Genomic DNA, 13,383 nt, shown 5'->3' with positions numbered 1-13,383 from the left:
TTATTGGTACTTCGCAGCGGTGATGAACTCGCTGAAAGTTTCGCACCACACAATCACCGTGTTGAACTTGGCCGGGTCCACGCCCTGCGGCAGCGGGACGATGAAGTTGTTGAACGTTTTCACATCGCCCACGCGCAGCATCTGGGGCTTGAGGCGTTTGAAGTCTGCCTCGGTCTCGACAAACTCGGGCGACAGGTAAAGCTTGTAGTCCGGCCCCGGGGCCAGCTTGCCCACCAGGCTGATGGCCTGCGGGCTGATGGACACGGCGCCTTCGCCCCAGTGCAGGGCGTCGCTGTCTTTCAGGTCACGGCGGAACGTGGCAGTCCATTGCGCAGCGGGCTGGCTTGACTGGATTTGCTGCAGCGTGGGGGCGTCGGGCGCGATCAGGATCGGCAGCACATACACACCCAGCGCAAACCCGATGACCAGGGTAAGCAGGTGCGAGGCGATGAGCAGCAGAGGTTTCATGGCAACGGGTTCAGTGGACTGAGCCCAATGTACTGCGCCGCGCCCTCGCGTTCAACGCTGCGCAGCTCCCCGCTGTCCGCTCAGGATGCGCGGGCCAGGAAGCCATCCACCAGTGCGTAGTGCTCCGGCACATTGAGCGCGGGCGCGTGGCCGCAGCCGGGCACCTCCACCACCTGCGCCAGGCCGCGCGCGCCGGGGCCCCGGGTCAGCATCTCGGCCGTGGTGTCGCGCAGCACCAGGTCAGACTCTTCGCCACGCAGGCACAACACGGGGATGTCGAGTGCGTCGTAGTGGTCCCAGATCAGGTAGTCGTTGGTGTGGTGGGTGAACTGCTGCACCATGGCCGGGTCGTAGTGCGGCGTCACGCGGCCGTCGGGCAGGCGGCGCGTGCTGCTCTCGGTCAGCAGGCACCACTGCGCATCGCTGAGCCAGCCGTAGGGCGTGTAGACCTGACGGAAGAACGCCTCCAGCTCCCGCACGGTGTCGAACGCGGGCGGGTGGCCTGCATAGGCCTTGATGCGCTCCAGCGCGGCGTCGGCCAGGCGCGGGGCGTTGTCGTTGAGCAGCAGGCTCTGGATGCGGCCCTTGAGCTGCGGCTGGAACAGGCCCGAAGCACACACGGTGCCGATGGCGCCGCCCATCGACGTGCCCACCCAGTGCGCTTTCTCAACACCCAATTGGTCGAACAGATCGGCCGCAATGCGTGCGTAGAACGACAGGCGGTACTCGTCCTGCGGGGCACGCGCCCACTGGCTCAGGCCCCGGCCCAGGGTGTCCGGGCAGATCACGCGGTAGCGCGACGCGAGGTGGGCCGCCAGCGGGTCCATGTCGCGCCCGGTGCGCGCCAGGCCGTGCCATGCAATCACCACCGGGGCGTCCTGCGCACCCCATTCCGTGTAGTGGATTTCATAGCCAGCGCAGGTGGCGTAGCGTGAGGTGGGGGACATGATGGCGACCTTGTGGAACAGAAAAAATTGAGAGGGACCGGCGGCTCACTTCATGAGGCGGCCATTGCTGCCAATGACGGTGACCTCGACATACCGTGAGCCGATGCGGTTGGTGGGCGAATAGCCCAGGGTGATGCCGCCGAGGTCGTAGCTCTGCAGCGATTCGAGCGCCTTGACGACCTTGGCGCGCGTGGGCGCGGGCCCGGCACGGCGCAGGGCCTCGACCAGCACCTTGGCGCCCAGAAACTGCTCGAAGCTGGTGTAGTTGACCTCGGCCTCGGGGGCATATTTCTTGAGCAGCGACTGGTATTCGCGCACCACGGGCAGTTGCGGCCGGTAGGGGTACGGCACCACCTGGCTGATGCCCAGACCATGCGCGTTTTTCAGGCCCGCGAGCTTGACCAGCTCGGTCGGGTCCACCACCGAGATGTTGTAGAGCTGCGCACCCCCGCCCTGCTCGCGGTAGCGCTGGATGAAGGCCGCTGCGGGCTTGTTCACCGCGATCATGATGACCGCGTGCACATCGGCGGCCTTGATGGCCTTGACGGCCTCATCCACCTTGTCGGTGTTGCGTTCGTAGCCCGCAGACACTACCAGCTTGAGGTTGCGCTTGGCCAAGGCCGCCTCCACCCCTGCCAGACCCGCCTTGCCAAAACCGTCGTCCTGGTACATCACGGCCACGCGGTTCATGCCCAGCGTGGTGAGCTGCTGCACCATGTGCTCGGCCTCGTCGGCGTAGCCCGCGCGCACGTGGAAGATCCAGGGGTTGAACGGGTTGCGTAGCGACTCGCCCCCCGTGTAGGGTGCCACCAGCGCAGCGCCACCCTGCTCCAGCACACCGTCGGACAGCAGCTGCGTGATGTTGGCCGTGCCCGCAAAGCCGTACAGCGCCACCACCTCGGGCTTGGCCAGCAACTCGCGGGTCAGCTTCACGGTGTCAGCGACCTTGTAGGCATCGTCGGCCACCGCCTGGCGGATGCTGGCGCCATGCACGCCGCCCTGGGCATTCACCCAGTCAAAGTAGATCTTGCCGCCCAGCACCATCTGCGCGCCGGTGCTGGCCAGCACGCCGGTGAGCGGCGCAACCTGCCCCACCACAATCTCGGCGGCGTGCAGCGAGGGCGCAGTGACCCCGCCCCACAACACCGCCAGCGCTGCCGCCGCGCGGCGACTCCATGTCTTGACTTTGTCCATGTCGGTTCATCCCCTGGTTGAGTGGCTTGCAGCCGCGCCCACGGGCGGCGCATGGGGCGTTGGCCCCCACGCGTGCCCGGCAGGCGGCGGTGACGGTGTGTCGTCTGGCAAAGCTCCTTGGGTCAGTCGGGGATGGCAATGGCGCCCGCCGTGATGGCGATGGCATTGGCGGCAGCGGGCGTGGTGGCCAGTGGCGGCACGTTGGCGGCCGTGATGGCCGGGGCGCTGCCCGGTGTGCCACCGCGTGGCACCGTGCGCACCACCTGGCTGGCGGGCAGCGCCTTGCCGCTGGCGAGGTGGTCGTACACCGCGTCGAGCGCGTGGTTCAGGTACACATGCAACGGCACGTAGCGGCTGTCGTAGCCCGGCAGCACGGTGGGCAGCCCAATGAAGCTGTCGAAGTGCTGGGCGTTGGCCACTTCCACATAGCTGAGCTTGCCGGCGGCGCCTTCGACCTTCTTGTTCAGCGCGGCATAGGGGCGCGAGGTGTGGCTCACAGGCAGCAGCGCATCGGCACGGCCATGCACGATCACAGCGGGCTTGCCGCGCAGGTTGCCGTTGCGGCGGGTTTCCTGAACACCAGCCTGCAGCTTCTTGGCGGCGGCGTCATTGCCGGTGACGAGGTTGCGCAGGCACAGCGCGCCGCTCAGGTTCCAGTCGGCTACACCGGCGTCCGACACCGAGAGGAAGTCGCGCGCCGGGCCCAGCTTGCCGAGGTTGTTGACCAGGTTGATGCCGCCCGAGGGAGGCACGCCGTTGCCGGTGGCAAACATGCCGGGCAATGCAGCGGCGGCGAGCGGGGTGACACCGCCAGTGGCCGCCGTGGCGGCGTAGCTGAAGCCGCAGAGGTTGTCTTGCACGCTGGCACGCGAGAGGCCATTGGCAAAGGTCACGGCCACGGCGGGAGACACTTCAAACGCGGCCATGGAGGCATGCAGGTCGTTGGACTCGGGTTCCCAGCCATAGGCGCGCAGCTTTTGCAAAGCCTCTTCGGCCTGCGCGGCCGTGGTGCTGGCTGTGAGCAAACCTGCCGCCTTGAGCGACGCGCAGCGGTTGGGCGCGATGGGCAATGCAGCGCTGGCAAACCCGGCCGCAAACGCCGCCGCAAAAGGGCTGGTGCTGACCGAGGGCGCGAGCGATGCGCAGGCCTGGTAGAGGTTGGCATAGGTGGTGAAGTCCACCAGCGTCTTGCCGGTGACGGCCACATCGGCGCTGCCACGGCGCACCGTAATGCCAGGATTGGCGGGCATCTCGATGGCGGGCTCGGACACGGCCACGCCGCTGATCAGGCCCTGCGTGTCCAGCTCGGCCGCCGCAATGGCAGCGCCACCGCCGTTGGAGATGCTGGACGCAATCACGATGGTGTTGGCCGGGGTCAGCGTCTTGAGGCGCTGGCCCGCTGCGTCGGTGGCGCCATAGCGCTGGTTGAGCACGTAGTAGCCAAACTCCACAGCCTGCAAGGTGGTGGTGCCCCAATCCTTCTCGGAGTTCTGGCCCGAGTGCGCGTGCTTGAACGCAAAGCGGTTGGGTGTGGCGGTGTTGAAGGCGGCCAGCTCGGTGGCCGTGAGGCCCGCATTGAAGGCTGCGGCCTTGCCCGCTGCGGCGGCCGTGGTGCGCGTGCCGTCGATCAGCGGCACGGTGTCGTTCATGAGGTCGTGCGGCGCGCCGCCCGTGCCCTTGTCGGAGTACGCCACAGCGCAGCCCTTCTTGAGGCCCCACTCGCCCGTGGAGATGCCGCCATACACGCCGCGCGAGCCCGAGGTGGTGGCGGTGATCATGCAGGGCTTCTTGGGGTCGAAGCTGGCGGGCACCTGCACCATGAGGGTGACGTTCTTGCGGCCCGTACCGTCATCGGCAAACGCGATGTATTCGGTGCCGGGCACCTTGCCCTCACCGGTGGTGACCTTGCCCTGAGCATCCACATTGGGGCCGTAGAGCGTTCCGTAGCCGCCGGCCGCCGTCATGTCGAGCATGGCGCGGTAGTTGGTGTGGATGGCGGTGCGGCGCAGCTCGGCCGCCGTGGGCTTGAGGGGGTCGGCAAACGCGGGGGGCACGGCAGCGGCCAGGCCCGAGGCGCCCAGGCCCGCCGTGAGCAGGTCATTGCTGGCGCCGTCGTACGTGGTCTCGCTGATGGCGCCCAGGTAGCCGGGCTTGGTGTTGGGGGCGGCGCTGTCGCCGTTGCTGCCGCCGCAGGCAGCCAGCACCGCAGCGGCCAGCGCTGCGGGCAGGAACGGACGGGAAAGGGGACGAGAAACGGGACGGAAACGGGGGGTCTTGATGTTCATCTTCATGTGCTTGTCTCCTGGATTTTTTCTTTGCGTCTTGTTGCACAGCTCACCCACACACCCAGGCCACGCCGGTCACCCGGCGCGGCCGGGGCATTCACCCCGCCTTGCGCGCAGCTGCCGCGCGCAGGCGCCCCACCACACCGGTAGGGAAGTAATAGACCGAAAGGACGAAGAGCACGCCCAGCCACAGCAACCAGCGGTCGGGCGAGAGCAGTGCAGACAGCCAGGGCAGGCCCGCCGTGGCCTCATGGCCCAGGCGCAGCAGATCCTGCAGGTAGCTTTGCGCCACCAGGAACAGCACGGCGCCGATGGCCGAACCGTAGATCGTGCCCATGCCGCCGATCACCACGATGAGCAGGCAGTCCATCATGATTTCGAAGCTCAGGGACGTGTCTGGCCCGTTGTAGCGCAGCCAGAGCGCGAGCATGGCGCCTGCCATGGTGGCGAACAGCGCCGACAGCACGCTGGACGTAGTGCGGTACACCACCACGCGGTAGCCAATGGCTTCGGCGCGGAACTCGTTCTCGCGGATGGCCTGCAGAACGCGGCCGAACGGTGAATTGACGATGCGCAGCAGCGCCAGCATCAGCGCCACGGCCGTGACGAACAGCAGGTAGTAGCAGATCAGCCTCCCATCGATGCTCACGCCCAGGAAGGGCTCCTCAAACGGCTCGAAGCTGGGCGAGAGGATTTCGGGCACCTTGAAGGTCAGGCCGTCCTCGCCGCCGGTGATGTCCGACAGCTGCGAGGCCAGCGTCTGGAACGCCGCCGCCACGGCCAGCGTGATCATGGCAAAGAAGATGGCGCGCACACGCAGCGAGAACAGCCCCACCGCGAGCGACAGCAGCAGCGACAGCAGCAGCGCGCCGCCCATGCCCACGCCGAGCGCCATCCAGGTGGGGCCCAGGCGCGTGGTGGCCACCGCGATGCCATAGGCGCCGATGCCAAAGAACATGGTGTGCGCAAAGCTCACGATGCCGGTGTAGCCCAGCAGCAGGTCGAAGCTGGCGACCAACACCACGAAGATGAGCACCTTGGCCGCCACAGACAGCGCCTTAACACCCGGGAAGAGGAAGGGCGCAAACGCCAGCCCCAAAAAGATGGCCACCAGAATCACCGCCAGCACCTTGCTGCGCGGATAGTCGCCAGAGAGAAGTCGGTTCAGCATGTCAGTCGGCTCCTCATCAGCGGTTGGCCACGGGATAGACGCCCTGCGGACGCCACAAGAGAATGGCCACCATCAACGCGATGTTGGAGAACAGCGCCACTTTTGGCACCAGGAAGCCGGTGTAGTTGGCCATCAGCCCCACCAGCAGCGCACCGATGAGCGCGCCGCCCGTGCTGCCCAGGCCGCCGATGATGATGACGATGAAGATCAGCACGTTGACCTGCGCGCCCATCTGGGGCACCACGTTCTGCTGGTACAGGCCCCACATCACGCCGCCCAGGCCCGCGAGGGCCGAGCCCACCACAAACACGCCAATGAACAGGCGGCGGATGCGGTAGCCCAGGCTTTCGACCATCTCGCGGTCTTGCACGCCAGCGCGGATCAGCAGGCCGACCTTGGTGCGCGACAGCGTCCAGGCCAGCACGCCAAACACCAGCAGGCCCACGGCCACCGCCACCAGGCGGTACTTCTCGATGGCGGCATCACCCACCAGCAGCGAGCCGCGCATGCCTTCGGGCAGCGGCAGCGGGATCTGCTGCGGGCCCCAGATGACCTTGATGAATTCTTCACCAATGATCATGCCGCCCATGGTGATGAGGATCTGCTTGAGGTGCTGGCCGTACACGGGCCGCACGATGAAACGCTCGAACGCCAGGCCCACAGCCCCGGCCACAGCCATGGCCACCAGCATCGCGGGCAGCACGGCCATCAGGTTGCGCCACAGTTCGGCGCTTTGTGTGTAGTCGCCCATGGCGCCCAGCACGCTGGTGGCCACAAAGGCGCCCAGTGCAATGAACACGCCGTGGCCGAAGTTCAGCACGTCCATGAGGCCGAACACCAGCGTGAGGCCCGAGGCGATGATGAAGATGATCATGCCCATGGCCAGCCCCGCCACGGTGAGCGTGAGCCAGGTGCTGGGTGAACCGATGAAAGGCAGCACCAGCAGCGCCAGCGCGGGCACCAGGGCCAGGGGTTTCCAGTCGAAGTCGCGGGCCATGCTCATGCCAGGCCTCCTTGTTGGGGGGTGGGGGGATGTGCCATCACTATGCTTTTGATAGCTATAACCGCTTGATGGACGAGCGCAGACGGCCTAAAAAGCTTGAAACCAAGGGTGAAACTCATAGCGCCAGCCCCAGCAGCGAGCGCTGCAGTTCCTCGTCCGCCGCCAGCGCGGCCATGCTGCCCGCGTGCACCACCTGGCCGTTGTCCATCACGGCCACGGTGTCGCCCAGCCGCTTGGCAAAGTTGATGTTCTGCTCCACCAGCAGGATGGTCACGCCGCTCTTCTTGAGCTGGTCGAACGCATCGATCATGTTGTTGATGATGGCGGGCGCGAGGCCCTTGCTGGGCTCGTCCACGATGAGCAGATCGCGTGGCTCGACGATGGCGCGGCTCACGGCCACCATCTGCTTTTGGCCGCCGCTGAGCTTGCCAGCGGGGTGGTTCCAGAACTTCTCCACCGCCGGGAAGAGCTTGAAGATCCACTGCAGCCGCGCCTCGTCCATCTGCGCGGCGTTGCTTGCGCTGCGCGCGGCCAGCAGCATGTTTTCCTTCACCGTGAGGTCGGCAAAGATGCCCATGTTCTCGGGCACGTAGGCGATGTTCAGCCCCGCAATGGCGGGGGTGTTCATCGCGGTGATGTCTTTGCCACCAAAGTGGATGGAGCCCTGCGACGCATGCCACAGGCCCATGATGGTGCGCAGCGTCGTGGTCTTGCCCGCGCCGTTGCGGCCCAGCAGCATGGTGAGCTGGGCCTTGGGCACGGCCAGATCCACGCCGTGCAGGATGTGGTACGCGCCGATGTGCGTGTGCACGCCCTTGAGTTCAAGCAGGTTGGTGGTGCTTGTGTTGCTGGTGCTCATGCGGCCTCCTTGGTCACACCCAGGTAGGCCTCTTGCACCACGGGCGATGCAATCACCTCGGCCGGCGGGCCGTCGGCCACCAGCGTGCCGTTGGTCAGCACGATGATGCGGTCGGCCAGCTCGCGCACCACGTCCATCTTGTGCTCCACCAAGAGGATGATCTTGGTCTTGTCTTTCTTCAGCTCACGGATCAGGTTCAGGATCACGGGCGCTTCGTCGTGGCTCATGCCTGCGGTGGGCTCGTCGAACATGTAGACCTGTGGCTCCAGCGCCATGAGCAGCGCCACTTCGAGCTTGCGCTGGTCACCATGCGGCAGGCTGGCCACGGGGGTGTCGGCACGGTCGGTCATGGCCACGGCCTGCAAGATCACGCGGGCACGCTGGGTGAGCGCGGTGTGGTCGCTCCAGATGCTCCACAGGTTCAGGCCCCGGCGGTGCTTGCCCTCTTGCGTGGCCTGCACGGCCAGGCGCACGTTTTCGAGCACGCTGAGGTTGGGGAACAGGTTGGTGAGCTGGAACGCCCGACCCAGGCCCGCATGGGTGCGCGCAGAGACGGACTGGCCCGTGAGGTCTTGCCCGCCCAGCGTGACGGTGCCACTGGTGGCACGCAGCTGCCCGGAGATCAGGTTGAAATAGGTGGTCTTGCCTGCGCCGTTGGGGCCCACGATGGCGGTCAGCGTGCCGGGCTCGAAAGAGCAGGTCACGCCATTGACCGCCACGTGGCCGCCGAAGCGGATGGTCAAGTCCTTGGTAGCCAAGGTGCTCATGGGTGGTGGTTCACTTTCACGGTCTGGGTCAGTCGGTGGAAACGGTGGGGCGCCCTGCCCTGCGGCAGCGCGCCCCGGCACTTTAAGGACAAGTGCCGATGACGTAGTAGTTGGTGCTGGTCTGCTTCAAGGTGTTGGTGACGAACACGTTCCACAGGCCCATGTTCTGGTTGGAGCCCAGCGCATAGGTGTAGCCCCCGGCGGCATAGGCGCGCCCAGCCAGCGTGTGGGCATAGTTGCTGGCGGTGGTGCAGGTGGCGGTGCCGCCCGAGCCCGCCAGCGTGGTGCCCGAGGCGGCGGCCGATGTGGCGCCCTCGGCCCCGTTGGCATCGGCGGCGCGCACCGTCCAGCTATAGGTGGTGGATGCGGCCAGGCCGGTGTCGGTGTAGCTGGTGGCCGTGACGGGCAGCGCGTTGACCTTGTTGGCATTGCGGTACACGTTGTAGCTGGCAGCGCCGCTGACGGCAGCCCAGCCCACGGCCATGCTGCTGGCCGTGGCGCCCGAGGTGCTCACGCCCGTGGGGGCAGGCAGGGCCGCCGGGGGCGTGGTGCCACCCGTTCCGCTGGAGACGCGGTCCACCATGGCCTTGATGGCAGCCATCTGCGGGCCGGACTTCTTGGAGTAGTTGGCGCTGTCATAGCCCCACCAGTCCCAGCAGCTGTTGGTGGCGGCCAGGCTGGTCTGCGGGTACAGCATCACGATGTTGTTGCTGTCGGCCCAGCGGTTGTAGCCGGTGTTGCGCACGTACTGCTGCTGCACGTCGTTCACGTTCTGCTTGCAGCCATGCAGCACCACGTGCAGCTTGCAAGTGGCGCTGCCGCCCGCCTGGCAGGCCTGGGGCACATAGGCCCAGCCGGTGGTGGCCATGCCGTGGTTGGTGATGAATTCGCTCTGGTTGAACTCGATGTAGTTGCCGGTGGGCAGCGTGGCGTTGTTGCGAGCGTTCAACGTGCCGTACAGGTGCTGCAGCATGGCCCCAGCCAGGTCGAAGTTGCAGTCACTGATGTAGGGCGCACCCTTGGTGGAGCAGCCGTTGCCGTAGTCATCCGTCACCATCGCGTGTTCGGCCGCGATGTCTTTTTTGTAGACCACGTTGGCGGTGGGCACGAAGCTGTTGTAGTAGATGCGCAGCGCGTCCATGGCGCCGGTCTTGACCACGCTGTCGAGCGTGCCCGAGAACAGGTAGACCTTGGAGTTTTGCAGGTTGGCCACCGGGTCGATGGTGCCCTGGCTGGCCCAGGTGTTGGTGGTGCTGACCAGCGTGCTGGTGGGGATGCCTGCGGGGCTGGCCATGCAACGCCCGGTGGCGTTGACGACCGAGCCTTCAGCGCAATAGAAGGGGCCGCCCGCGACCACGCCCGCGCCCTTGGCGAACGTGGCCGAGTACGCCACGTGCAGCTGCACCGCCATGAAGCCGCCCGAGGACAGGCCGGATACCGTGGTCTGCGTCTTATCGATCTTGAGTGCGGGCAAGTTGACGGCAGCCAGGGCGCCGCCCGTGCCACACAGTGCCATCGCAGCCCCTGCTGCAGCCGCCCGGATGAAATTGAAAGCCATGTTGTCTTGTCTCCAAATAATTTTTGAGAAAAACCGACCCAGCCCCCGTGTAATCCGGGGGTTCATGCATCAATTCACTGGAAAAAAAGGGGCGGCCGCCCCCGCGAGGATGGATCCCCGCTGGGCTGAACAATCGTCAGCCAGCGGGGCCACGCAAACCGTTTATCGCTTGTTGCGAATCGGAACTTGCATCTCTTCAGGCTTGATCTCGCGCACCAGCTCGGGCACGCCCCAGGCAAACGCCGGGTCCACCTTGATCTTGAAGTGGTACATGCTCTGCATGGCCTGGTGGTCTTCCTTGCGGAAGGTCATCTTGCCCTTGGGCGTATCAAAACTCATGCCTTCCATGGTCTTGATGAGCTTGTTGGTGTTGGTGTCGCCATTGGTGGCCTTCAGCGCCGTGACCAGGGCCATGGCCGAGCTGAAACCACCGGCCGTGAAGAAGTCCGGCGGGGTCTTGAACTCCTTGTAGTGCGCGGCCACCAGGGCTTCGTTCACGGGGTTCTTGGGGATGCCAAAGTAGTAGTACGTGGCGCCTTCCATGCCGGGGAAGTTCTTGTACGCAGCCATGGCAGGCAGGATGTTGCCGCCCGTGGCGATCTCGATGCCGTAACGCTTGAGGTCGAGGTCTGCGATCTTGAAGGGGTTGCCGGCGCCGGCCCAGATGATGAAGATCACCTTGCGGCCGGGCACGTCCTTGAGCTTGTCGATCAGGCGCTGGGCACCGGCGGTGAAGTCGGTGGTGGTGGTGGGCAGGTATTCCTCGTGCACCAGCTTGGCGTTCTTCAGCGCGTCCTTGAAGGCCTTCACACCGTCGCGGCCAAAGGCGTAGTCCTGCGCCAGCGTGGCCACCGTCACGCCCGCCTTGTCGATGGCCACGGCGTTGCTGATCGCGTCCTGGCTGCTGTTGCGGCCGGTGCGGAAGATGTACTTGTTCCACTTGTCGCCGGTGATCGCGTCGGCCACGGCGGGCTCCACCAGCAGGATCTTCTTGTATTCCTCGGCCACGGGCAGCAGGGCCAGCGCCACGCCGCTGGAGGTGGGGCCCACAGCGATGTCGGCCTTGTCATCCGAGTAGGCCGAGGCCAGCAGGCTCTTGCCCAGGTCGGGCTTGCCCTGGTCGTCCTTCTCGATCACGACGAGCTTCTTGCCGTTGACGGTCATGCTGCCGCCGGTGGCGTAGTTCAGGCCCATCATCAGGCCCGTTTGCGTCTGCTTGCCGTAGGCCTCCAGCGGGCCGGTCTTGCTGTACACGTGGGCAATGCGGATTTCGCCGGTCTGGGCGAACGCGGGGGCGGAAAGCGTGGCGGCGGTAACGGCTGCGGTGGCGAGGGTGACCAGAGTGCGACGGTGCATGGCGATGTCTCCTGTTGTGATGCTTCTTTATTGCACAGTCTGTGCCAGCATCCAAGTGCTTGATTTCAAAGATACTTTTACTGACACCTCAGTGACACTGTCTGAAATAAATACACAACAAATGCCTGAATTTCAGACATTTGCCTGAAATTTATTCAGGGTTTTCCAGACGTCCATAGAGTGTGGCGCGCGAGATGCCCAGTTGCCGCGCGGTTGCCAGCTTGTTGCCGCCGTGGGCCTTCAGGGTGGCGGCGATGGCCTTGCGCTCCAGCTCGGCCACCTGCTCGGCCAGCGGGCGCAGGTAGCGGCTTTCGTCCTCGGCGTCGGCCGCGTGGCCCGGGTCCTGCACCGGGGCGGGGGCGGCGGGCTCCACGCCCGCCTCGCGCAGGATGCGCTCCAGCTGCGCGGCGTCGATGGACTGGCCTTCGCCGCGCATCACCGCCTGCTCCAGCACATTGCGCAGCTCGCGGATGTTGCCGCGCCAGGGCTGGCCCGCCAGCAGGGCCATGGCGTCGGGCAGCAGCTCGGGCGGCGGCGTGCCGTTGCGCAGCGCCAGGTCTTCGCCCAGGGCTTCGACCAGTGCGGGGATGTCGCCGCGCCGCACACGCAGCGGTGGCACGCGCACGGGCAGCACATGCAGGCGGTAGAACAAATCCTCGCGGAACCTGCCTTCGCGCACTAGCGTAGCCAGGTCGCGCGAGGTGGCGGCCAGGATGCGCACGTTGAAGGGCACGAGCTTGTTGCTGCCCAGCGGCTCGATCTCGCCCTCTTGCAGCGCCCGCAGCAGCTTGGCCTGCAGGCTCTGCGGCATGTCGCCGATTTCGTCGAGGAACAGCGTGCCGCCGTCGGCCAGCTTGAACTTGCCATCGCGGCCCTTGCGGTCTGCGCCGGTGTAGGCGCCGGGCGCCACGCCAAAGAACTCGGCTTCGAGCAGCGTGTCGGGCACGGCGGCGATGTTCACGCTCACAAACGGGCCGCTGGCGCGGCTTGATGCGGCGTGGATCGCGTGGGCCAGCAGCTCTTTGCCGGTGCCGGTTTCACCCAGCAGCAGCACGGGGCTGGTGGACTGCGCCGCACGCCGCGCTTGGCGCTTGACCTCGGCCGCAGCGGGGCTCGACCCGATGAAGCTGGCAAAGGTGTATTTGGACCGGCGCTCACCATCGCCCGCCACCGCCAAGCTGCGGCGGCGCTGGCTGGCCAGTTCGCGGCGGGCGTCGTCCAGGTCGCGCTGCAGCAGCGCAAACTTGCTGATGAGGGGCTGGAGTGTGGTTTCGGGGTGGTCGAACAGCACGATACCGATGGCGCCGATCACGCGGTCGGCATCGTCGCGCAGCGGGATGCGACTGACGACGAAAGTGCCTGCCTTGTTGGTGAGCAGGTCGATGAGCACGGGCTGGCCGGTTTCGAGCACGCGGCGCATCTGGGTGTTGGGGATCACCTCTTCCACCGTGCGGCCCACGAATTGATCGACCGACGAAAACCCCAGGTCGGGCAGAAAGCGCTGGTAGCCCTCGTTCACCCACACGATGCGCCCGCTGCGGTCCACCAGGAACATGCCCTGGCTGACGCTGGAGAACAGCTGAAACATGGAGCGTGCCGCTAGTTCGAGAATGCCCTGGGCATCCAGCGGCAGGGCGGGGGCGTCGTCAACAAGCAAGGGCATCTGCGGATGGTAGCGCGGCGCAGGCGCCCGGCACCCGCCTGCGCACGTGGGCAGAGGCTGCGCTCGGGGCATTGGTTGCTACTATTTCAATAGCAAAAAAGGCAATACCACC

At 66.0% G+C, this 13,383-nt stretch carries 11 protein-coding genes; all 11 read right to left on the bottom strand.

The window, feature by feature from the left end; translation table 11 throughout:
- The 11 genes from CBY09_RS06015 to CBY09_RS05965 all read right to left on the bottom strand — a co-directional run bounded on the left by CBY09_RS06015 (position 1) and on the right by CBY09_RS05965 (position 13,271).
- Positions 1-468, bottom strand: coding sequence for a DM13 domain-containing protein (locus tag CBY09_RS06015; protein ID WP_094287412.1), 468 nt, complete (start codon positions 466-468; stop codon positions 1-3).
- Between the two features lie 80 nt (positions 469-548).
- On the bottom strand, positions 549-1,415 hold the full coding sequence (locus CBY09_RS06010; RefSeq protein ID WP_094287408.1) for an alpha/beta fold hydrolase: 867 nt from the start codon (positions 1,413-1,415) through the stop codon (positions 549-551).
- Positions 1,416-1,460: 45 nt separating this feature from the next.
- Complete coding sequence (locus CBY09_RS06005) at positions 1,461-2,609, bottom strand: ABC transporter substrate-binding protein (RefSeq protein WP_094287406.1); 1,149 nt, start codon at positions 2,607-2,609, stop codon at positions 1,461-1,463.
- 122 nt (positions 2,610-2,731) lie between these two features.
- Positions 2,732-4,900 carry a D-(-)-3-hydroxybutyrate oligomer hydrolase gene (locus CBY09_RS06000; RefSeq protein WP_094287402.1) on the bottom strand — a complete coding sequence of 723 codons (2,169 nt, stop codon included), beginning with the start codon at positions 4,898-4,900 and terminating at the stop codon, positions 2,732-2,734.
- Positions 4,901-4,991: 91 nt separating this feature from the next.
- On the bottom strand, positions 4,992-6,065 hold the full coding sequence (locus CBY09_RS05995) for a branched-chain amino acid ABC transporter permease (protein ID WP_094287399.1): 1,074 nt from the start codon (positions 6,063-6,065) through the stop codon (positions 4,992-4,994).
- A 16-nt stretch (positions 6,066-6,081) separates the two neighbouring features.
- Positions 6,082-7,068 carry a branched-chain amino acid ABC transporter permease gene (locus tag CBY09_RS05990; RefSeq protein WP_094287397.1) on the bottom strand — a complete coding sequence of 329 codons (987 nt, stop codon included), beginning with the start codon at positions 7,066-7,068 and terminating at the stop codon, positions 6,082-6,084.
- A gap of 115 nt (positions 7,069-7,183) precedes the next feature.
- On the bottom strand, positions 7,184-7,927 hold the full coding sequence (locus CBY09_RS05985; protein WP_094287392.1) for an ABC transporter ATP-binding protein: 744 nt from the start codon (positions 7,925-7,927) through the stop codon (positions 7,184-7,186).
- The gene (locus CBY09_RS05980; protein ID WP_094287390.1) at positions 7,924-8,694 is read right to left on the bottom strand and encodes an ABC transporter ATP-binding protein; all 771 of its coding nucleotides are present in this window, start codon (positions 8,692-8,694) and stop codon (positions 7,924-7,926) included. Before CBY09_RS05980 ends, CBY09_RS05985 begins: the two co-directional genes overlap by 4 nt.
- An 82-nt stretch (positions 8,695-8,776) precedes the next feature.
- Positions 8,777-10,252 carry an extracellular catalytic domain type 2 short-chain-length polyhydroxyalkanoate depolymerase gene (locus CBY09_RS05975; RefSeq protein ID WP_094287388.1) on the bottom strand — a complete coding sequence of 492 codons (1,476 nt, stop codon included), beginning with the start codon at positions 10,250-10,252 and terminating at the stop codon, positions 8,777-8,779.
- A 162-nt stretch (positions 10,253-10,414) separates the two neighbouring features.
- A complete protein-coding gene (locus CBY09_RS05970) occupies positions 10,415-11,608 on the bottom strand; it encodes a substrate-binding domain-containing protein (RefSeq protein WP_094287386.1) in 1,194 nt (397 codons plus the stop codon).
- A 151-nt stretch (positions 11,609-11,759) separates the two neighbouring features.
- Entirely contained in the window at positions 11,760-13,271 is a 1,512-nt protein-coding gene (locus CBY09_RS05965; protein ID WP_094287384.1) for a sigma-54 interaction domain-containing protein, read from the bottom strand.
- Between the last annotated feature and the right edge of the window lie 112 nt (positions 13,272-13,383).

Source organism: Acidovorax kalamii, assembly GCF_002245625.1.
Lineage (GTDB): Bacteria > Pseudomonadota > Gammaproteobacteria > Burkholderiales > Burkholderiaceae_C > Acidovorax > Acidovorax kalamii.
This window is presented reverse-complemented; position numbering and strand designations above follow the sequence as displayed.

What these genes read in the sequence shown, in the direction of transcription:
- CBY09_RS05975 (WP_094287388.1), bottom strand. Translation starts at nt 10,252, where the DNA reads ATGGCTTTCAATTTCATCCGGGCGGCTGCAGCAGGGGCTGCGATGGCA.
- CBY09_RS06005 (WP_094287406.1), bottom strand. Translation starts at nt 2,609, where the DNA reads ATGGACAAAGTCAAGACATGGAGTCGCCGCGCGGCGGCAGCGCTGGCG.
- CBY09_RS05970 (WP_094287386.1), bottom strand. Translation starts at nt 11,608, where the DNA reads ATGCACCGTCGCACTCTGGTCACCCTCGCCACCGCAGCCGTTACCGCC.
- CBY09_RS05990 (WP_094287397.1), bottom strand. Translation starts at nt 7,068, where the DNA reads ATGAGCATGGCCCGCGACTTCGACTGGAAACCCCTGGCCCTGGTGCCC.
- CBY09_RS06000 (WP_094287402.1), bottom strand. Translation starts at nt 4,900, where the DNA reads ATGAAGATGAACATCAAGACCCCCCGTTTCCGTCCCGTTTCTCGTCCC.
- CBY09_RS06015 (WP_094287412.1), bottom strand. Translation starts at nt 468, where the DNA reads ATGAAACCTCTGCTGCTCATCGCCTCGCACCTGCTTACCCTGGTCATC.
- CBY09_RS05985 (WP_094287392.1), bottom strand. Translation starts at nt 7,927, where the DNA reads ATGAGCACCAGCAACACAAGCACCACCAACCTGCTTGAACTCAAGGGC.
- CBY09_RS05980 (WP_094287390.1), bottom strand. Translation starts at nt 8,694, where the DNA reads ATGAGCACCTTGGCTACCAAGGACTTGACCATCCGCTTCGGCGGCCAC.
- CBY09_RS05965 (WP_094287384.1), bottom strand. Translation starts at nt 13,271, where the DNA reads ATGCCCTTGCTTGTTGACGACGCCCCCGCCCTGCCGCTGGATGCCCAG.
- CBY09_RS06010 (WP_094287408.1), bottom strand. Translation starts at nt 1,415, where the DNA reads ATGTCCCCCACCTCACGCTACGCCACCTGCGCTGGCTATGAAATCCAC.
- CBY09_RS05995 (WP_094287399.1), bottom strand. Translation starts at nt 6,065, where the DNA reads ATGCTGAACCGACTTCTCTCTGGCGACTATCCGCGCAGCAAGGTGCTG.